This window comes from Serratia sp. CC22-02 (genome assembly GCF_900182895.1).
GTDB lineage: Bacteria > Pseudomonadota > Gammaproteobacteria > Enterobacterales > Enterobacteriaceae > Serratia > Serratia nevei.
The window spans coordinates 285617-305779 of sequence record NZ_FXUD01000004.1; the positions used below are offsets into that span (position 1 = coordinate 285617).

Genomic DNA, 20163 nt, shown 5'->3' on the forward strand with positions numbered 1-20163 from the left:
TCGGAAAAGGTATTTCCAGACTGACGATTACATTTGCCGTTTTGGGAACCGGCACAGGTAATGCGACTGCCATTTATTTTGGCTGCTAGCAGCGTGCGGCGAGTAAAACAGAATGTGAAATTGCCATGCCAAAAATGGCAATCTCAGAGCGTAATACAACGGGGGCGGTGGTGATGCTTCGTTCTCCGATTATCAAAACTTTCTCGGTGTAGTAGCGCCAAATATTCTTTATAACGGTTACGCCGATCCGAATTATCAACTCCCGCGTCTGCGAACTGGCGTTGCGCCGTTCGTGCTGGTATCCAGCATTTCAGATGCGACCGTTGTCTCGGTGCTTACTGAGAAACGCGCGATTCAATGTCTGCTGGCGCCTCCAGTGAGTTCTGGCTACGTTGATTATCTGGTTGAACCCGTACGCGATGCGACAGTGTCCAAAGGCCAATGGGCAGCGGCACAGTTCAATGTTGACGTTAAGCCTGGCGCGGGGGCGACGGCCCAGGCAGAGATCAGTAATGCGGCTGTGTTCTTCATCACCGAAGACGGGTCGTATACAACTATCCGGCCTGAAGTTATCCAGCGCTTGTCAGAAAACCTTTTTAAAGTCAAAGCGATTTACCCTTACACCGATGGTAAACCACGCCGAATTTCGATGGGTGTTCGCCAGCAAAGTAAGGTGACGACCTTTTATGTATTCGGATTCGCTCTTGCGGTCGCCGGTCAGCGAATTCGGGCAATCCTTGATAGTCCAGCGTGCGACCCGGCACTCAACGATCGCATAGAGGGTAATGCGCCGAATATCGCGTTCAATCCTTCTGGCGATCCTGCGTTGCAGCTGCAGCCAGTTTTTACCGGATCAGGCGTATGGACTCCTATTGCCGATCTGCCAACTGCCGTGCAGCAAATTTCTCAGCATGGGGCCAAGGCTGCAGTTCCAGCAATACGGCCGCCGGTTGGCGGTAGCAAAGATGGTATCGTGCAAATCTTGCTGAATGGCGTGAAAGCGGGTGATTACGTTCGCGTTGAATTCTCAGTATATGTTGATGCTGCTGCCGGCGTAGATATTCCATCAACGCTCACCAGGTGCCTGGGTTTTTTCTGGGATACAAAATCCATGGGATAACGATGCGATGAGTCCCACGTGGATACGGAGGAGATGCGGCGGTCGTTTAACACGCAATAACTCGCTGAATCCCGCATAATTAAATCAGAATTTGCTTGGATTTGCTTTTCTGGTGCGGTTTAGGGTATCTGTCGTTTTCGTTGAGAATGAATATCTGCCGGCCGGCGAGGGTGATGCTGCCCATTATCCTGCTCGGCTGGTGGGTATGCAGTAATGGTAGCCCACATCGTTCCTAGCCGTTTCACTTATCATGGTGATACAATCACCTTTCCGTTATGGCGTAACAACATAGTACGTTTCAAATTGTGTACATATGAGTGTACATATCTGGCAGGGTAAAGCTGGATAGCGTCGATAACATCATGTAGTTAAACAATATTGTATTTCTTCATGTGATCTGTCGTGTGGGTCACCACTGTAGATAAGGAATTATTAATGCCTGTTATTACTCTTCCTGACGGTAGTCAGCGTCATTTCGACCACCCCGTTTCCCCGATGGATGTCGCGCGCGATATCGGCCCTGGCCTGGCGAAAGCCTGTATTGCCGGCCGCGTCAACGGCGAGCTGGTTGATGCCGGCGATCTGATCGAATCAGATGCGCAGCTGGCCATCATCACCATCAAAGATGAAGACGGTCTGGAAATCATGCGCCACTCCTGCGCGCACCTGCTGGGTCATGCGATCAAGCAGCTGTGGCCGGATACCAAAATGGCGATCGGTCCGGTGATCGACAACGGTTTCTATTATGACGTGGATATCGACCGCACCCTGACGCAGGAAGACCTGGATCTGCTGGAAAAGCGGATGCACGAGTTGGCCGATAAGGATTACGACGTCATCAAGAAGAAGGTCAGCTGGCAAGAAGCCCGCGACACCTTCGCTGAGCGCGGCGAAGTCTACAAAGTGGCGATCCTGGATGAGAACATCAGCCATGACGATCGTCCTGGCCTGTATCACCACGAAGAATACGTCGACATGTGCCGTGGCCCGCACGTGCCGAACATGCGTTTCTGCCACCATTTCAAGCTGCAGAAAACCTCTGGCGCTTACTGGCGCGGCGACAGCAAAAACAAAATGCTGCAGCGTATCTACGGCACCGCCTGGGCAGACAAGAAGCAGCTGAACGCCTACCTGCAGCGCCTGGAAGAAGCGGCCAAGCGCGATCACCGCAAGATCGGCAAACAGCTCGACCTGTATCACATGCAGGAAGAAGCGCCGGGCATGGTGTTCTGGCACAACGACGGTTGGACGATTTTCCGCGAGCTGGAAGCCTTCGTGCGCATGAAGCTCAAAGAGTATCAGTACCAGGAAGTGAAAGGCCCGTTCATGATGGACCGCGTGCTGTGGGAAAAAACCGGCCACTGGGAAAACTACAAAGACGCCATGTTCACCACCGCGTCGGAAAACCGCGAATACTGCATCAAGCCGATGAACTGCCCGGGTCACGTGCAGATCTTCAACCAGGGCCTGAAGTCGTACCGCGATTTGCCGCTGCGCATGGGCGAGTTCGGCAGCTGCCACCGCAACGAGCCATCGGGTTCCCTGCACGGCCTGATGCGCGTGCGTGGCTTCACTCAGGATGACGCCCACATCTTCTGTACCGAAGAGCAGGTGCGCGCCGAAGTGAACGAATGCATCCGCATGGTCTATGACGTGTACGGCACTTTCGGCTTCGACAAGATCGCCGTCAAGCTGTCTACGCGTCCGGAAAAGCGCATCGGCACCGACGACATGTGGACCCGTGCGGAAGAAGACCTGGCCGCCGCGCTGACCGAGAACGGCATTCCGTTTGAATATCAGCCGGGTGAGGGGGCCTTCTACGGACCGAAAATTGAATTTACCCTGCATGATTGTTTGGATCGCGCATGGCAATGTGGTACCGTGCAGCTCGATTTCTTCTTGCCGGGCCGTTTGGGCGCCTCGTACGTTGGCGAAAACAACGATCGCGTCGTGCCGGTAATGATTCACCGCGCCATTTTGGGCTCCATGGAACGCTTCATCGGTATCCTGACCGAAGAATACGCCGGGTTCTACCCGACCTGGATCGCCCCGGTGCAGGTGGTGGTGATGAATATCACCGACAGCCAGTCTGATTACGTCCAGCAATTGACCAAAAAACTGCAGGATGCAGGTATTCGCGTGAAAGCGGACTTGAGAAATGAGAAGATTGGCTTTAAAATTCGCGAACATACTTTACGTCGAGTCCCTTACATGTTGGTGTGCGGCGACAAAGAGGTCGAAGCAGGCAAAGTTGCCGTTCGTACCCGCCGTGGCAAAGACTTGGGAAGCCTGGACGTAAACGAAGTCGTAGACAAGCTGCTGAAAGAGATTCGCAGCCGTAGTCTTCATCAACTGGAGGAATAAAGTATTAAAGGCGGAAAACGAGTTCAACCGGCGCGTCCTAATCGCATTAACAGAGAAATTCGCGCGCAAGAAGTTCGCCTAACCGGCGTCGATGGCGAGCAGATTGGTATTGTCAGTCTGAATGAAGCTCTTGAAAAAGCTGAGGAAGCGGGCGTTGATTTAGTAGAAATCAGCCCAAATGCCGAACCGCCAGTTTGCCGAATCATGGATTACGGCAAATTCCTCTACGAGAAGAGCAAGTCGACGAAAGAACAGAAGAAGAAGCAAAAAGTTATCCAGGTTAAGGAAATCAAATTCCGTCCTGGCACCGATGATGGCGACTATCAGGTCAAACTACGCAACCTGATTCGCTTTCTGGAAGATGGCGATAAAGCCAAAATCACCCTGCGTTTCCGTGGGCGTGAGATGGCGCACCAGCAGATCGGTATGGAAGTGCTTAACCGCGTCCGTAAAGACCTGTGTGAAGATATGGATCTGGCAGTGGTCGAATCCTTCCCTACGAAGATCGAAGGCCGCCAGATGATTATGGTGCTCGCTCCTAAGAAGAAACAGTAAGGCTTACAAGTAATGGAACCCGCGTGGCGCTTGCGCTGTGTGGGTTTTATTCGCCCAACTGATTCGTTGTTTAACAATGCGAAGTGGATTTAATTAAAATGCCAAAGATTAAAACTGTACGTGGTGCAGCCAAGCGCTTCAAAAAAACCGGCAGCGGTGGTTTTAAGCGTAAACATGCCAACCTGCGTCATATTCTGACCAAAAAAGCAACCAAGCGTAAACGTCACCTGCGTCCGAAAGGCATGGTGTCTAAAAACGATCTGGTCCTGGTTACCGCGTGCCTGCCGTACGCATAAGCCATTTTTTTTGAATTTAGAATAAGACTTTAGGAGAGAGCATATGGCTCGCGTAAAACGTGGTGTAATTGCACGCGCACGTCACAAGAAAATTATGAAGCAGGCGAAAGGTTACTACGGTGCCCGTTCGCGCGTATATCGTGTTGCCTTCCAGGCAGTAATCAAAGCAGGCCAGTATGCTTACCGTGACCGTCGTCAACGTAAGCGTCAGTTCCGTCAGCTGTGGATTGCACGTATCAACGCAGCTGCTCGTCAGAACGGTCTGTCTTACAGCAAGTTCATCAACGGCTTGAAAAAAGCGTCGATCGAAATTGACCGTAAGATCCTGGCTGACATCGCAGTCTTCGACAAAGTGGCCTTCGGCGCACTGGTTGAGAAAGCGAAAGCAGCTCTGGCGTAAGTCAGTAGAAGAGGGAGCTTGCTCCCTCTTTTAATCTTTGTTTTCAGCGACAAATATTGACTTTTATTGGCCGCCGCTATATCACTGGTGGGCAATCATCGACAAGGTACCGCAATCATGCACGCAGCTATTTTTCGTTTCTTTTTTTACTTTAGCGCCTGATTTCAGGAGGCTTTGCGCGTAAGAAAAGAAACGAAAAGTAGCGCCTAAGCCTCCCTCGTGGAGGCTTTTTTGTTTTTGGCCATCGTCCCGCCTTGCAAAGCGTTGCGGTGAGAGCGGCAGGCGTTGAGCGAGCCTTGTGCCTCGCTGGTGAGTCGCCTGGCCGGCAACGTATTGAAAAGTCTTTGAAGATTGCTCAAAGGCGTGTTCGAATAATAGATAACAATTACTTAGGGCCATCCCGGCCAGAGGAAGAGGAAAGCAATGCCACATCTCGCAGAGCTGGTTGCCAATGCCAAGGCAGCCGTAGAAGATGCCCAGGATGTTGCCGCGTTAGATTTGGTACGCGTCGAATATTTTGGCAAGAAAGGTCATTTCACCTTGCAGATGCAGTCTCTGCGCGACGTACCGGCGGAAGACCGTCCGGCGGCCGGCGCGGTGATCAACCAGGCCAAGCAAGAGGTGCAAGACGCGCTGAACGCGCGTAAGAACGCGCTGGAAAGCGCCGCGCTGAACGCGCGCCTGGCGGCTGAAACCATCGACGTGTCCCTGCCGGGCCGTCGCATGGAGAACGGCGGCCTGCATCCGGTGACCCGCACCATCGACCGTATCGAAACCTTCTTCGGCGAGCTGGGCTTCTCCGTTGCCACCGGCCCGGAAATTGAAGACGATTACCATAACTTCGACGCGCTGAACATTCCAGGGCATCACCCGGCGCGCGCCGACCACGACACCTTCTGGTTCGACGCCACGCGCCTGCTGCGCACCCAGACTTCAGGCGTGCAGATCCGCACCATGAAGAACCAGCAGCCGCCGATCCGCATCATTGCGCCGGGCCGCGTTTATCGTAACGACTACGATCAGACGCACACCCCGATGTTCCACCAGATGGAAGGGCTGATCGTCGATAAAGACATCAGCTTCACCAACCTGAAAGGCACGCTGCACGATTTCCTGAACAACTTCTTTGAAGAAGATCTGCAGGTTCGTTTCCGTCCGTCCTACTTCCCGTTCACCGAGCCGTCCGCTGAAGTGGACGTGATGGGCAAGAACGGCAAGTGGCTGGAAGTGCTGGGCTGCGGCATGGTGCATCCGAACGTGCTGCGCAACGTGGGCATCGATCCGGAAGTTTACTCCGGCTTCGCCTTCGGCATGGGCATGGAGCGCCTGACGATGCTGCGTTACGGCGTCACCGACCTGCGCGCATTCTTCGAAAACGATCTGCGTTTCCTCAAACAGTTTAAGTAAGGCGGGAATATCACATGAAATTCAGTGAACTCTGGTTGCGCGAGTGGGTAAACCCGGCCATCAGCAGCGAAGCATTATCCGATCAAATCACCATGGCCGGCCTGGAAGTGGACGGCGTGGATCCGGTTGCCGGCGCGTTTAACGGCGTCGTCGTGGGCGAGGTGGTCGAGTGCGGCCAGCACCCGAACGCCGACAAACTGCGCGTCACCAAGGTTAACGTAGGCGGCGATCGCCTGCTCGACATCGTCTGCGGCGCGCCAAACTGCCGTACCGGCCTGAAAGTGGCGGTCGCCACCGTGGGCGCGGTGCTGCCGGGCGATTTCAAAATCAAGGCCGCCAAGCTGCGCGGCGAACCTTCGGAAGGCATGCTGTGCTCGTTCTCCGAGCTGGGCATTTCCGACGATCATGACGGTATCATTGAGCTGCCGCTGGATGCGCCGATCGGCACCGACATCCGCGACTATCTGAAACTGAACGACAACACCATCGAGATCAGCGTCACGCCGAACCGCGCCGACTGCCTGGGCATCATCGGCGTTGCGCGCGACGTGGGCGTACTGAACCAGGTTGCGCTGACCGAGCCGGACATGAGCCCGGTAGCCGCCACCATCGACGCCACGCTGCCGATCCGCGTTGACGCGGCGCAGGCGTGCCCACGCTATCTGGGCCGCGTAGTGAAAGGCATCGACGTCAAGGCGCCAACCCCGCTGTGGATGCGTGAAAAACTGCGTCGCTGCGGTATCCGTTCTATCGATGCCGTGGTTGACGTCACCAACTATGTGCTGCTGGAGCTTGGCCAACCGATGCACGCCTTCGATCTGAGCCGCATCGACGGCGGCATCGTGGTGCGCATGGCGGAAGAAGGGGAAACCTTGACACTGCTGGACGGCAACGAAGCCAAACTGAACGCCGACACCTTAGTGATCGCCGATCATCAAAAAGCGCTGGCGATGGGTGGTATCTTCGGCGGCGAGCATTCCGGCGTCAACGGGGAAACTCAGGACGTGCTGCTGGAGTGCGCCTTCTTCAGCCCGCTGTCGATCACCGGTCGCGCACGCCGTCACGGCCTGCACACCGATGCTTCTCACCGCTATGAGCGCGGCGTCGATCCGGCGCTGCAGTACAAAGCGATGGAGCGCGCCACGCGCCTGCTGCTCGACATCTGCGGCGGTCAGGCCGGCCCGGTTATCGACGTGACCGATGAAAACGAACTGCCGAAGCGCGCTACCATCACGCTGCGCCGCGAGAAGCTGGATCGCCTGATCGGCCACGTGGTGCCGAGCGAGCAGGTTAGCGACATTCTGCGCCGCTTGGGTTGCCAGGTAACCGAACAGGGCGACAGCTGGCAAGCGGTCGCGCCGAGCTGGCGTTTCGATATGGAGATCGAAGAGGACCTGGTGGAAGAAGTGGCGCGCATTTACGGCTACGACAACATCCCGGATGTGCCGGTTCGTGCCGATCTGGTGATGACCCAGCATCGCGAAGCCGATCTGACGCTCAAGCGCGTGAAGACCATGCTGGTCGATCACGGCTACCAGGAAGCGATCACCTACAGCTTCGTCGATCCGAAAGTGCAGGCATTGCTGCATCCGAATGAAGAAGCGCTGATCCTGCCGAGCCCGATTTCGGTCGAGATGTCGGCGATGCGTCTGTCGCTGTGGACCGGCCTGCTGTCTGCGGTGGTGTATAACCAGAACCGCCAGCAGACGCGCCTGCGCCTGTTCGAAAGCGGCCTGCGCTTTGTGCCTGATAGTGCGGCAGATCTGGGTATCCGTCAGGATGTCATGCTGGCAGGCGTGATCGCTGGCCATACGCACGATGAGCATTGGGATCTGGCGCGCAAGCCCGTCGACTTCTATGATTTAAAAGGGGATCTGGAGTCTGTCCTCGAGCTGACCGGTAAATTATCCGAAATTCAGTTCCGGGCGGAAGCCAATCCGGCCCTGCATCCAGGGCAAAGTGCGGCGATTTATTTGCACGGCGAACGCGTAGGTTTCATTGGTGTGGTTCACCCGGAACTTGAACGTAAACTGGATCTTAACGGCCGCACCGTGGTGTTTGAACTGGAGTGGAACAAGCTTGCGAGCCGCGCCGTGCCTCAGGCGCGGGAGATTTCGCGCTTCCCGGCAAACCGCCGTGATATCGCCGTTGTGGTGGCTGAAAACGTCCCCGCAGAAGATATTTTGGCCGAGTGTAAGAAAGTTGGCGCAAATCAGGTAGTTGGCGTAAACTTGTTTGACGTGTACCGTGGCAAGGGCGTGGCAGAAGGTGACAAGAGCCTGGCTATCAGTCTGGTATTGCAGGATACCGCTCGTACACTGGAAGAAGAGGAGATAGCCGCTACCGTTGCAAAATGCGTAGAGGCTCTAAAACAGCGATTCCAAGCATCCTTGAGGGATTGAACCTATGGCGCTTACTAAAGCTGAAATGTCAGAACACCTGTTTGAGAAGCTTGGGCTTAGCAAACGGGACGCCAAAGACCTGGTGGAACTGTTCTTTGAAGAGGTCCGTCGGGCCCTTGAGAATGGCGAACAGGTAAAACTGTCGGGTTTTGGCAACTTTGATCTGCGTGACAAGAACCAACGTCCGGGGCGTAACCCGAAGACCGGCGAAGACATTCCGATTACGGCGCGCCGCGTGGTGACCTTCCGTCCGGGGCAGAAGCTGAAAAGCCGGGTAGAAAACGCCAGCCCGAAAGGGTGAGTGACGTGACATCAAAAAAGGCCGCTTGCGCGGCCTTTTTCTTTTTTTTGGGAAAATTCAGTTTATTCCTAATGGGCAATGTAAGAATTAAATTTATTCATTAAAGCACTACGGCGAAAATTTATTTAATCTTATTTGCGGAATATTCTTATATCTTATTTCATTTGATGGGTGGCCTTATTTGTCATTTCAATAACGGCCATAATAATGGCCTGGGCCGTCGCCGCGGTGGCCTCCACCCCAGTGCGGGCCCCAGCAGCAGGCGCTGAGGCTTGAGGCCAGGGCCACAACGGCCAGCAACATACCGATACGTTTAATCATCTTATTATCCTCCGGTGGGAATCCATTTAATTATAATTGTCTTGCGGTCTGAGAGACGTCAGTTATTCGTTAAACCTTGTCAGTGGTTATGATAATTAAAGGCGGCGGCAAACAGTGTAGGGATTGTGTAAGGCCGTCGAAAACGATCTGAAAATAGGCATCGATGAGATAGTCGTTAAATAAGCACGCTGATATAACCACTGCAGCAAGAAAAATAGAGTGAGAAGGTAAAATGAAAAAGATCCTGTTGCTGGTGTGTTTCCCGCTGTTGCTGCCGCTGGCGGCGCAGGCCGATGTGTCCGTCGATATCAACGTGCCGGGCGTTTCCCTGCATCTGGGGGATCAGGACCGTCGCGGCTACTACTGGGATGGCTACGACTGGCGTCCACCGCAGTGGTGGCATGCGCACCAGGGCCGCGGTCTGGGTGAGCGCAATGCGCGCGGTTTGTACTGGGACGGCGGACGCTGGCAACCTTCGCCGCCGCGTGGTTATGAGCATCGCGAGCCGGAGCGCAGCGGCAATCCGTTCCATGGCGATCGCGATAATCGCGACCGCCGTCATGACGATCGGGGTGACCATGACCGGCGCGATGACGGCCGCGGTCAGCCTTATCCACCGGGCAACGCCGGCCCGCATCGTTAATCCCTGAGTTTATCGGCGGCTGGTTTTGCCATCATCATGGTGATGACGGGCAGGGCCAGCCGCTGCTTTCCTGCGCCATCGCCTACGCAAGGCTTCCCCTTGCGGCGTTAACCCCCTAATATTCGACTCAGACGTCAATTATCCGGCCACGACAGCGGCCGGCAGGGAACCGCCGCGCCATGCCAACCAGCCGTACTTTCACCTTACTGTTGCAACATCAGCGCTACCGCGATAAGCGCCAGGTCACTCTGCTGGCGCTGGGCGTGGCGGTGGCGTTGCTGTTCAGCCTCTGCGCCGGTGACCAATGGATATGGCCGTCAGCGTGGTTCAGCGATCGGGCGCAGTTGTTCGTTTGGCAACTGCGTTTACCGCGCGCGCTGGCGGTGATGCTGGTCGGCGCCGCCCTGGCGGTGGCAGGCGCGGTGATGCAGGCGCTGTTTGAAAACCCGCTGGCGGAGCCCGGTCTGCTGGGGGTGGCTAACGGCGCCGGCGTCGCGCTGGTGTTGACGGTGCTGTTGGGGCACGGTTTGTTGCCGGTGGCGCTGATGAGCGCCGCCGCGATAGCCGGTGCGCTGGCGATGACCTTTTTGCTGCTGGGCTTCGCTCGGCGTCGGCGCCTGACCAATGCACGGCTGTTGCTGGTTGGCGTGGCGCTGGGCATCGTGTGCAGCGCGCTGATGACCTGGGCGGTCTATTTCAGCACCAGCCTCGATCTGCGGCAACTGATGTACTGGATGATGGGCGGTTTCGGCGGCGTGGACTGGCGGCAAAAGTGGCTGGTGCTGGCGCTGCTGCCGGTGCTGCTGTGGCTGTGCGGCCAGGGCAGAGCGCTCAACCTGATGGCGCTGGGCGAGGTACAGGCGCGGCAACTTGGGCTGTCGCTGCATCTGTGGCGTAATTTGCTGGTGCTGGCGATCGGCTGGTTGGTCGGCGTCAGCGTGGCGCTCGCCGGAGTGATTGGCTTTGTTGGGTTGGTGATCCCGCATATTTTGCGGCTCACCGGCCTGACCGATCAGCGCTATCTGCTGCCGGCCTGCGCGCTGGCGGGAGCCGGGGTGTTGCTGGTGGCCGATGTGATCGCCCGCGTTGCGCTGCTGGCGGCCGAGCTGCCGATCGGCGTGGTGACCGCCACGCTGGGGGCGCCGCTATTTATCTGGTTACTGACCCGAACAAAGGGCGTAAGGTAGTTTTCTTCATTCACCTGCCATTAAAAAACCAAAGGATGACAACCGATGAGCAAGCCAATCTACAACCTGCCGTTACACACCATCGAAAATCAGGCGACCACGCTGGGCGCCTACCAGGGTAAGGTGCTGCTGGTGGTCAACGTGGCCTCGGAGTGCGGTCTGACCAAGCAATATGAAGGGCTGGAAGCGCTGTACGAAACCTATCGCGATCGGGGACTGGAAGTTTTGGGATTCCCGTCCAATGAATTCCTGGGCCAGGAGCCGGGAAGCAACGAAGAGATCCTGGCGTTTTGCCGCGGCACCTTCGGCGTGCAATTCCCGATGTTCGCCAAGATTGAGGTGAACGGCGAACATCGGCATCCGCTGTACCAGGCGCTGATTGCCGCGCAGCCGGATGCTGTCGCACCGGAGGGCAGCGAGTTCCTGGCGCGGATGACCAGCAAAGGGCGGGCGCCGAAGCACGCCGGCGATATTCTGTGGAACTTCGAGAAGTTCCTCGTCGCGCGCGACGGCACGGTGATCCAACGCTTCTCGCCTGACACCACGCCGGAAGATCCGGCGCTGGTGGCGGCGGTAAAACAAGCGCTGGCAGGATAAGACGGATGCTGCAACTCGTCGAGGTTGGGGTGGCGGGGCGCCTGGCGCCTTTTTCGGCACGGATTGAAGGCGGGTTGCAGGTTCATCTGATCGGCCCAAACGGCGCCGGGAAGAGTACCTTGCTGGCGCGGGTGGCCGGCATGCTGCCGGGGCTGGGCGAGGTTCGCCTGGACGGGCGCGCGCTGGCCGATTATCCGGGTAACGCGCTGGCATGCCGGCGCGGCTATCTCAGCCAGCAACAGCCGCCGGTGTCGCTGATGCCGGTGTTCCAGTATTTGGCCTTGCACCGGCCAGCGGCAGCGGCGCAAACCGATGTGGAACACGCCATTCTCTATTTGTGCCAGCGGCTGAAGCTGGTGGATAAGCTGTCACGCATGCTGACGCAGCTCTCCGGTGGCGAATGGCAGCGGGTGCGGCTGGCGGCGGTGTTGCTGCAGGTGTGGCCCAGCGTCAATCCGCACAGTCAGCTGTTGTTGCTGGATGAGCCGACCAACAGCCTGGACGTGGCGCAGAAAGTCGCGCTGGATCGCCTGCTGCGGGAATTTTGCCAGAGCGGGCGCAGCGCGCTGGTGTGCGCGCACGATCTGAATCATACCTTACAGCAGGCCGATCGGGTTTGGTTGCTGCACGCCGGGCGGCTGGTGGCACAGGGGGCCACGCGTGAGGTGATGGCACCCGCGCTGCTGTCGCAGATCTATGAAGTGGACTTCCACCTGCAATGGGTGGGGGACCAGCGTTGGATCATGACCCGCACGGCTTGAGTCGCGGCGGCGGCGGAGCGTAACGTAAACGAACACTAAACGTAGTGAATATAAATAGCCGGGTAATCATCGGTTAATATTGGGCTGCCTCTCACTTTCTTATCGATTTTCTTGAAAAACGTCGATGACGTGCTACGCTTGATTCGGCAAAAATAAAATACGTAAATAATTATTAATAAATATAAGAAATTGATTTTAATAATGATTTTAAATAGATGATGGCGGCACCCACCAATCAGTTGACCCACTGATGACAAGTCTCGTCTTAAGGTTTAGTTAAGCTTGCGGCCTTACATTGGCAGTTAATCCACGGAAACGATTCTTCTCTGGCGTTTAATATCCGTTAAACGAAAGGGATTTACAGTGTCATCAAAAGCAGTTCGATACGTTTGGGGTTAACTATGGATCAATTTTTACCTTTCTCTCGTCCGGCCATCGGCGATGAAGAAATCGCCGCGGTAGAGAAAGTGTTGCGTTCCGGTTGGATCACCACCGGGCCGCAAAACCAGCAGCTGGAAAGCGACTTCTGTTCCACCTTCGGCTGTAAGCATGCGATCGCCGTCAGTTCCGCCACGGCGGGCATGCACATCACGCTGATGGCGCTGGGCATCGGCCCCGGCGACGAAGTCATCACCCCTTCGCAAACCTGGGTTTCCACCCTCAACATGATCGAGCTGCTGGGCGCCACGCCGGTCATGATCGACGTTGACCGTGATACGTTGATGGTCAGCGCCGCCGATGTCGAGGCTGCCATCACCCCGAAAACCAAAGCGATTGTTCCGGTGCACTACGCCGGCGCTCCTCTTCAGATGGACGCGCTGCGCGCCGTGGCCGAACGCCACGGTCTGCCTTTGATCGAAGACGCCGCCCATGCGGTCGGTACGCGCTACAACGGCGAATGGGTCGGCGCGCGTGGCACGGCGATTTTCTCGTTCCACGCCATTAAAAACGTGACCTGCGCCGAGGGCGGCCTGATCGCCACCGACGACGATGCGCTGGCGGATCGCCTGCGTTGCCTGAAGTTCCACGGTCTGGCCGTCGATGCCTTCGATCGTCAGCAGCTTGGCCGCAAACCGCAGGCCGAAGTGGTGGAGCCGGGTTACAAATACAACCTGTCCGACATTCACGCGGCGATCGCCGTGGTGCAACTGTCGCGCTTCGCTGAGCTGAACGCGCGCCGCAAGGTGCTGGCACAGCGCTACCTGAGCGCGCTGGAAGGCTCGCCGTTCCAACCGTTGGGCGTGCCGGATTACCCGCATGACCACGCCTGGCATCTGTTTATGGTGCGCGTCGACCCTGAGCGTTGCGGCATCGATCGCGATCGGTTGATGGAGCGTCTGAAAGAGGTTGGCGTCGGCACCGGGCTGCATTTCCGCGCCGCGCATACCCAGAAATTCTACCGTGAGCGTTATCCGCAGCTTTCCTTGCCGAATACCGAATGGAACTCGGCGCGGCTATGCACTTTACCGCTATTCCCTGATATGACCGACGCCGACGTGGATCGCGTGGTCAATGCCTTGTCTTCTGTTGTGGAGTCTTTACGTGTCTCGCGTTGAACCGATTAAAAAAGTGTCGATAGTCATCCCGGTATACAACGAGCAGGAAAGTCTGCCGGCGTTGCTGGAGCGTACTACCGCCGCTTGCAAGCAGTTATCTCAACCTTATGAAATCATCCTCGTCGACGATGGCAGCAGCGACAACTCCGCGGACATGCTGACCGCGGCGGCGGAAAAGCCGGACAGCCACGTCATCGCCGTTTTGCTGAACCGCAACTATGGCCAGCACTCGGCGATCATGGCCGGTTTCAACCAGGTGACCGGCGATCTGGTGATTACGCTGGACGCCGATCTGCAGAACCCGCCGGAGGAGATCCCTCGTCTGGTCAGCGTGGCGGAAGAGGGCTATGACGTGGTGGGCACCGTGCGCGCCAACCGTCAAGACTCCTGGTTCCGCAAAAGCGCTTCGCGCGTGATCAACATGATGATTCAACGCGCCACCGGCAAGTCGATGGGGGACTACGGCTGCATGCTGCGCGCCTACCGTCGTCACATCGTTGAGGCGATGCTGCACTGCCACGAGCGCAGCACCTTTATCCCGATTCTGGCGAACACCTTCGCCCGTCGCACGACCGAGATCGACGTGCGTCACGCCGAGCGCGAGTTTGGCGATTCCAAGTACAGCCTGATGAAGCTGATCAACCTGATGTACGACCTGATCACCTGCCTGACCACCACCCCGCTGCGTTTGCTCAGCGTGGTCGGCAGCATCGTGGCGCTGTCCGGGTTTGTGTTGGCGCTGGTGCTGATTGCGCTGCGTCTGCTGCTCGGTCCTGAATGGGCCGCCGGCGGCGTGTTCACCCTCTTCGCCGTGCTGTTCACCTTTATCGGCGCCCAGTTTGTTGGCATGGGGCTACTGGGTGAATACATCGGCCGCATCTATACCGACGTGCGCGCACGTCCTCGCTATTTTGTTCAGAAAGTGGTCGGCGTACAGCAGGACCACAATACTCAGGAAGAAGAATGATGAAAGCTATTGTATTTGCTTACCATGATATTGGCTGCGCAGGTCTGAAAGCGCTGACTGAGGCGGGTTATGACGTGCAGGCCGTATTCACGCACACCGACGACCCTGGTGAGAACAACTTCTTCTCCTCCGTGGCCCGTTTGGGCGCCGAATTGGATCTGCCGGTCTATGCGCCGGAAGACGTGAACCACCCGCTGTGGGTTGACCGCATTCGCGACCTGCAGCCGGACGTGATCTTTTCGTTCTACTACCGCCACATGCTGAGCGACGAGATCCTCTCGCTGGCACCGCAGGGCGGCTTCAACCTGCACGGTTCGCTGCTGCCGCATTACCGTGGCCGCGCCCCGGTGAACTGGGCGCTGGTGAACGGCGAAACCGAAACCGGCGCCACGCTGCACAAGATGGTGAAACGCCCGGACGCCGGCGACATCGTCGGTCAGCAGAAAGTGACCATCGCCGACAGCGACACTGCGCTGACGCTGCACAAAAAAGTGCTGGAAGCCGCGCAGGCCGTATTGAAAGAGCAGTTGCCGAAGCTGAAGAACGGCACCGCCACCTTCACCAAGCAGGATGAGTCTCAGGCCAGCTACTTCGGCCGTCGCACCGCGGCGGACGGCGAGATCCTGTGGCACAAGTCCGCCAAAGAGATCAACAACCTGGTACGTGCCGTCACGGAACCGTACCCGGGTGCCTTCAGCTACCTCGGCCAGCGCAAGCTGATCGTCTGGCGCTCTCGCGTGCTGGATACCCAACATGACAAGCAGCCGGGCACCGTACTGAGCACCTCGCCGCTGGTCATCGCCTGTGGCGAAGGCGCGCTGGAGATCGTTGCCGGTCAGAACGACAGCGGCCTGTACGTGCAGGGCAGCCGCCTGGCGCAGGAAATGGGCATCGTCACCGACGTGCGCCTGGCCGCCAAGCCGAACGCCGTAATGAAACGCCGCACTCGCGTGCTGATCCTCGGGGTCAACGGCTTCATCGGTAACCACCTGACCGAGCGCCTGCTGCGTGACGATCGCTACGACATCTACGGCTTGGATATCGGTTCTGACGCCATCAGCCGTTTCCTCGACAACCCGCGTTTCCACTTCGTGGAAGGCGACATCAGCATCCACTCCGAGTGGATCGAGTATCACATCAAGAAATGCGACGTGGTGCTGCCGCTGGTGGCGATCGCGACGCCGATCGAATACACCCGTAACCCGCTGCGCGTGTTCGAGCTGGATTTCGAAGAGAACCTGAAGATCGTTCGCGACTGCGTGAAATACAACAAGCGCATCATCTTCCCGTCCACCTCAGAAGTGTACGGCATGTGCGACGACAAAGAGTTCGACGAAGACCATTCGCGCCTGATCGTCGGGCCAATCAACAAACAGCGCTGGATCTACTCGGTCTCCAAACAGCTGCTGGATCGGGTGATCTGGGCTTACGGCGCTAAAGAAGGTCTGAAGTTCACGCTGTTCCGTCCATTCAACTGGATGGGGCCGCGCCTGGATAACCTGGACGCTGCGCGTATCGGCTCTTCCCGTGCCATCACCCAGCTGATCCTCAACCTGGTGGAAGGTTCGCCGATCAAACTGATGGACGGCGGCGCGCAGAAACGTTGCTTCACCGACATCAACGACGGCATCGAAGCGCTGTTCCGCATCATCGAGAACCGCGACGGCCTGTGCGACGGCCAGATCGTCAACATCGGCAACCCGACCAACGAAGCGAGCATCCGCGAGCTGGCGGAAATGCTGCTGGAAAGCTTCAACAACCACCCGCTGCGCGACCGCTTCCCGCCGTTTGCCGGCTTCAAGGACGTTGAGAGCAGCAGCTACTACGGTAAAGGTTACCAGGACGTCGAGCACCGCACGCCGAGCATCAAGAACGCTCACCGCCTGCTGGGCTGGCAGCCGACCATCGAGATGAAGCAAACCGTCGCCGATACGCTGGACTACTTCCTGCGCACTACCGTTCAGGAAGGGAACGATGCATGAAGAAAGTCGGTCTGCGGGTTGATGTAGATACCTTCAGCGGCACCCGTGAAGGGGTGCCGCAGTTGCTGGACCTGTTCGACAAGTACGACATTCAGGCCAGCTTCTTCTTCAGCGTGGGACCGGACAACATGGGGCGCCATCTTTGGCGCCTTTTGCGTCCGAAATTTCTGTGGAAAATGCTGCGTTCGAACGCCGCCTCGCTGTACGGCCTGGACATTCTGCTGGCCGGCACCGCCTGGCCGGGGCGCAACATTTCACGCGCGTTGGGGCCGCTGATGAAGCGCACCGCCGAAGCCGGCCATGAAGTCGGGCTGCACGCCTGGGATCACCAGGGGTGGCAGGCCAAGGTCGGCAAGTGGAGCGAGGCGCAGCTGACCGAACAAGTGCAGCTGGGCGTCGATGCCCTGAGCGCCAGCACCGGCCAGCCGGTGAAATGCTCCGCCGTGGCGGGCTGGCGTGCCGATACGCGCGTGCTGGAGGTCAAGCAACGCTTCGGCTTCCATTACAACAGCGATTGCCGCGGCACCCATCCGTTCCGTCCGGTGCTGAGCGACGGGCGTCACGGCACGGTGCAGATCCCGGTGACGTTGCCGACCTTCGACGAAGTGATCGGCAGCGAAGTCAGCATGGCCGACTTCAACGACTACATTCTGCGCGCCATCGAGAACGATCGCGGCGTGCCGGTGTACACCATTCACACCGAAGTGGAAGGCATGTCGCAAGCGGCGATGTTCGAACAGTTATTGCAACGCGCACGGCAGCAGGGCATCGAATTCTGTCCGCTTGGCGCGCTGTTACCACAAGATTTGGCGTCACTGCCGTTGGGCCGCATCAAGCGTGCTCCTTTCCCCGGCCGCGAAGGTTGGCTGGGCTGTCAAACCGATGTGAAGGACGTTACATGAAGGCGCTAAAAGGATCCTGGGCCATTCTGCTGGCCGTTTTTTTTGCTCTGGTTTACCTGATCCCGCTTAACGGCCGCCTGCTGTGGCAGCCGGACGAGACGCGTTATGCCGAGATCAGCCGTGAAATGCTGCAGCGCGGCGATTGGGTTGTGCCGCACCTGCTGGGGCTGCGCTACTTCGAAAAGCCGGTGGCGGGTTACTGGTTCAATAACATCAGCCAGTGGCTGTTCGGCGAAAACAACTTTGCGGTGCGCTTCGGCTCGGTGTTCAGCACCGGCATGACCGCACTGCTGGTGTTCGCGCTGGCGATGCTGATGTGGCGCAATGCGCGCCGCGCTAGCCTGGCGGCGCTGATATTCCTGTCGATGGTGCTGGTGTTCAGCATCGGCACCTACAGCGTGCTGGATCCGATGATCTCGCTGTGGCTGGCGGCGGCGATGGTCAGCTACTACCTGACGCTGAAAGCCACCTCGGTCAAAGGCAAGCTGGGCGCCTACGCGCTATTGGGCTTGGCCTGCGGTATGGGCTTTATGACCAAGGGCTTCCTGGCGCTGGCGGTGCCGGTGATCGCGGTGATCCCGATCGTCATCCAGCAACGTCGCATCAAGGATCTGCTGTGCTACGGCCCGGTGGCGATCGTGACCGCTACGTTGCTCAGCCTGCCGTGGGCGCTGGCGATCGCGCAACGCGAACCCGATTTCTGGAATTACTTCTTCTGGGTCGAACATATTCAGCGTTTCGCCGAAGATAACGCCCAGCACAAGGCGCCGTTCTGGTATTACCTGCCGATCCTGCTGGCGGCGGTGCTGCCGTGGCTGGCGCTGCTGCCCGGTGCGCTGCTCAAGGGCTGGCGCGAACGCGTACAGCGCCCGGAGCTGTTCTTCCTGCTGAGCTGGGCGATGATGCCGCTGATCTTCTTCAGCATCGCCAAAGGCAAGCTGCCGACCTACATTCTGCCGTGCATGGCGCCGCTGGCGCTGCTGATGACCGCCTATGCGGAAGACTACGCCGCCACCCTGCGCGCCAGACTGTTCAAGGCCAATGCCTGGCTGAACGGCCTGTTCGGGCTGATCGGCATCGTGGCGCTGGTGGTGTTGAGCGCCGGCCTGCTGCCGAAAGCCCATCTGTTTACCGCGCAAGAGTGGCCGAAGGTGGTGCTCGGCCTGATCGCCTTCGGCGGCTGGCTCCTGTTCGCGCTGGTTTCCGCACGCGATAACGGCCGTCAATGGCGCTGGGCGGCGGCCTGCCCGGTATTGCTGTGCCTGGTGATCGGCTACGCCATCCCGCAACAGGTGACCGATTCCAAGCTGCCGCAGAACTTCGCGAGCGCCACGATGGCCGAGCTGGGCGACAGCCGTTACGTGCTGACCGACAGCGTCGGGGTAGCGGCCGGTTTGGCCTGGGAACTGAAGCGTAGCGACGTGCTGATGTACAGCCAGAAAGGCGAGGTAGCTTATGGTCTGGAGTATCCGGACGCCAAAGGCCACCTGATCAGCGACGCCGACTTCCCGCAGTGGCTGGCGCAGGCGCGCAAACAGGGGAATGTGTCCCTGGTGCTGCAGCTGTCCCGTGGCGAAGCGCTGCCGCAGGAACTGCCTGCCGCAGACAAGGTAGATCGTATGAATCGCCTGGTGCTGATGTGGTATAAACAGCAACCATGATGGGTTTTCTGTTGGTGATTGTGGTCAGCCTGCTCACCTGCGGTGGGCAGCTGTGCCAGAAGCAGGCGGCGCACTGTTGGGAGCGGGCGGACGAAGCGCGGCTGAAGCAGACGCTGCGTTGGCTGGCGCTGGCGGTGCTGCTGCTGGGGCTGGGCATGGCGGTGTGGCTCAATGTGCTGCAACGCCTGCCGCTCAGCCTGGCTTACCCGATGCTCAGCCTGAACTTCGTGATGGTGACGCTGGCGGCGCGCTGGCTGTTTCATGAGCCGACGACCGTGCGCCACTGGTGTGGCGTAGCGTCGATTATGTTGGGGATCCTGCTGATGAGCGTGCATTCATGAGGGGCTATGCCTGGGGCGCCGCCAGCGTGTTGCTGGTGACGCTGGCGCAGTTGCTGATGAAGTGGGGCATGGTGCAAATCCCGCTGATGTCGTTCGCCGACGTCTCGTTGGCGTTGATCGGCGACTACTGGCTGCCGCTGCTGGCGGTGGGCGGCGGCATCTTCGGTTATGCGCTGTCGATGCTGTGTTGGTTCTTTGCGCTGCGCCACCTGCCGTTAAACCGCGCTTATCCTCTGCTGAGCGTCAGCTACGCGCTGGTCTATCTGGCGGCGGTGATCCTGCCGTGGTTTAACGAATCCGCTACGCTGCTGAAAACGTTGGGCACGCTGTTTATTCTGTTCGGCGTCTGGCTGATTAACAGCAAATCCGAGACAAAATCGCCGGAATAGGGTCAAAACCG

At 58.1% G+C, this 20163-nt stretch carries 20 protein-coding genes and 1 other annotated feature; all 20 genes read left to right on the plus strand.

Annotation, left to right across the window (positions count from 1 at the left end; translation table 11 throughout):
• Positions 1 to 292 precede the first annotated feature (292 nt).
• The 20 genes from QOL81_RS16025 to arnF all read left to right on the plus strand — a co-directional run bounded on the left by QOL81_RS16025 (position 293) and on the right by arnF (position 20152).
• Positions 293 to 1120, plus strand: a complete 828-nt coding sequence (locus tag QOL81_RS16025; protein WP_283439927.1) for a hypothetical protein — start codon at positions 293 to 295, stop codon at positions 1118 to 1120.
• Positions 1121 to 1555: 435 nt separating this feature from the next.
• On the plus strand, positions 1556 to 3484 hold the full coding sequence (thrS, locus tag QOL81_RS16030) for a threonine--tRNA ligase (RefSeq protein WP_141969159.1): 1929 nt from the start codon (positions 1556 to 1558) through the stop codon (positions 3482 to 3484).
• 3 nt (positions 3485 to 3487) lie between these two features.
• Positions 3488 to 4039, plus strand: coding sequence for a translation initiation factor IF-3 (infC, locus tag QOL81_RS16035; protein WP_048233542.1), 552 nt, complete (start codon positions 3488 to 3490; stop codon positions 4037 to 4039).
• A gap of 98 nt (positions 4040 to 4137) precedes the next feature.
• Positions 4138 to 4335, plus strand: a complete 198-nt coding sequence (rpmI, locus tag QOL81_RS16040) for a 50S ribosomal protein L35 (protein ID WP_004931418.1) — start codon at positions 4138 to 4140, stop codon at positions 4333 to 4335.
• Positions 4336 to 4378: 43 nt separating this feature from the next.
• Positions 4379 to 4735: a 50S ribosomal protein L20 gene (rplT, locus tag QOL81_RS16045; RefSeq protein ID WP_004931417.1), complete on the plus strand. Its 357-nt coding sequence runs from the start codon at positions 4379 to 4381 to the stop codon at positions 4733 to 4735.
• A gap of 113 nt (positions 4736 to 4848) precedes the next feature.
• Positions 4849 to 4971: a sequence feature (Phe leader region), on the plus strand.
• Positions 4853 to 4897, plus strand: coding sequence for a pheST operon leader peptide PheM (gene pheM, locus QOL81_RS16050; RefSeq protein ID WP_121626058.1), 45 nt, complete (start codon positions 4853 to 4855; stop codon positions 4895 to 4897). Its footprint overlaps the feature before it by 45 nt.
• A 187-nt stretch (positions 4972 to 5158) precedes the next feature.
• Positions 5159 to 6142, plus strand: coding sequence for a phenylalanine--tRNA ligase subunit alpha (gene pheS / locus QOL81_RS16055; protein WP_004931416.1), 984 nt, complete (start codon positions 5159 to 5161; stop codon positions 6140 to 6142).
• A 14-nt stretch (positions 6143 to 6156) separates the two neighbouring features.
• Positions 6157 to 8544: a phenylalanine--tRNA ligase subunit beta gene (pheT, locus tag QOL81_RS16060; protein ID WP_197757645.1), complete on the plus strand. Its 2388-nt coding sequence runs from the start codon at positions 6157 to 6159 to the stop codon at positions 8542 to 8544.
• Positions 8545 to 8548: 4 nt separating this feature from the next.
• A complete protein-coding gene (gene ihfA / locus QOL81_RS16065; protein ID WP_004931414.1) occupies positions 8549 to 8845 on the plus strand; it encodes an integration host factor subunit alpha in 297 nt (98 codons plus the stop codon).
• A 553-nt stretch (positions 8846 to 9398) separates the two neighbouring features.
• The gene (locus tag QOL81_RS16070) at positions 9399 to 9809 is read left to right on the plus strand and encodes a DUF2502 domain-containing protein (protein ID WP_038871079.1); all 411 of its coding nucleotides are present in this window, start codon (positions 9399 to 9401) and stop codon (positions 9807 to 9809) included.
• A gap of 179 nt (positions 9810 to 9988) precedes the next feature.
• Entirely contained in the window at positions 9989 to 10996 is a 1008-nt protein-coding gene (btuC, locus tag QOL81_RS16075; protein ID WP_060419220.1) for a vitamin B12 ABC transporter permease BtuC, read from the plus strand.
• Positions 10997 to 11041: 45 nt separating this feature from the next.
• Complete coding sequence (locus QOL81_RS16080) at positions 11042 to 11593, plus strand: glutathione peroxidase (protein WP_038871073.1); 552 nt, start codon at positions 11042 to 11044, stop codon at positions 11591 to 11593.
• A 5-nt stretch (positions 11594 to 11598) separates the two neighbouring features.
• A complete protein-coding gene (gene btuD, locus QOL81_RS16085) occupies positions 11599 to 12354 on the plus strand; it encodes a vitamin B12 ABC transporter ATP-binding protein BtuD (protein ID WP_169318376.1) in 756 nt (251 codons plus the stop codon).
• 401 nt (positions 12355 to 12755) lie between these two features.
• Positions 12756 to 13910, plus strand: a complete 1155-nt coding sequence (gene arnB, locus QOL81_RS16090; RefSeq protein WP_060419214.1) for a UDP-4-amino-4-deoxy-L-arabinose aminotransferase — start codon at positions 12756 to 12758, stop codon at positions 13908 to 13910.
• Entirely contained in the window at positions 13897 to 14877 is a 981-nt protein-coding gene (arnC, locus tag QOL81_RS16095) for an undecaprenyl-phosphate 4-deoxy-4-formamido-L-arabinose transferase (protein WP_033642884.1), read from the plus strand. The genes arnB and arnC overlap by 14 nt, the downstream gene beginning before the upstream one ends.
• Positions 14877 to 16859, plus strand: coding sequence for a bifunctional UDP-4-amino-4-deoxy-L-arabinose formyltransferase/UDP-glucuronic acid oxidase ArnA (arnA, locus tag QOL81_RS16100; protein WP_060419724.1), 1983 nt, complete (start codon positions 14877 to 14879; stop codon positions 16857 to 16859). The genes arnC and arnA overlap by 1 nt, the downstream gene beginning before the upstream one ends.
• Positions 16856 to 17761, plus strand: coding sequence for a 4-deoxy-4-formamido-L-arabinose-phosphoundecaprenol deformylase (gene arnD / locus QOL81_RS16105; RefSeq protein WP_147840229.1), 906 nt, complete (start codon positions 16856 to 16858; stop codon positions 17759 to 17761). The genes arnA and arnD overlap by 4 nt, the downstream gene beginning before the upstream one ends.
• Complete coding sequence (gene arnT, locus QOL81_RS16110; protein WP_060419212.1) at positions 17758 to 19422, plus strand: lipid IV(A) 4-amino-4-deoxy-L-arabinosyltransferase; 1665 nt, start codon at positions 17758 to 17760, stop codon at positions 19420 to 19422. Before arnD ends, arnT begins: the two co-directional genes overlap by 4 nt.
• On the plus strand, positions 19419 to 19763 hold the full coding sequence (gene arnE / locus QOL81_RS16115; RefSeq protein ID WP_060419210.1) for a 4-amino-4-deoxy-L-arabinose-phosphoundecaprenol flippase subunit ArnE: 345 nt from the start codon (positions 19419 to 19421) through the stop codon (positions 19761 to 19763). The genes arnT and arnE overlap by 4 nt, the downstream gene beginning before the upstream one ends.
• Positions 19760 to 20152, plus strand: coding sequence for a 4-amino-4-deoxy-L-arabinose-phosphoundecaprenol flippase subunit ArnF (gene arnF, locus QOL81_RS16120; RefSeq protein WP_019456018.1), 393 nt, complete (start codon positions 19760 to 19762; stop codon positions 20150 to 20152). The genes arnE and arnF overlap by 4 nt, the downstream gene beginning before the upstream one ends.
• The last annotated feature ends 11 nt before the right edge of the window (positions 20153 to 20163 follow it).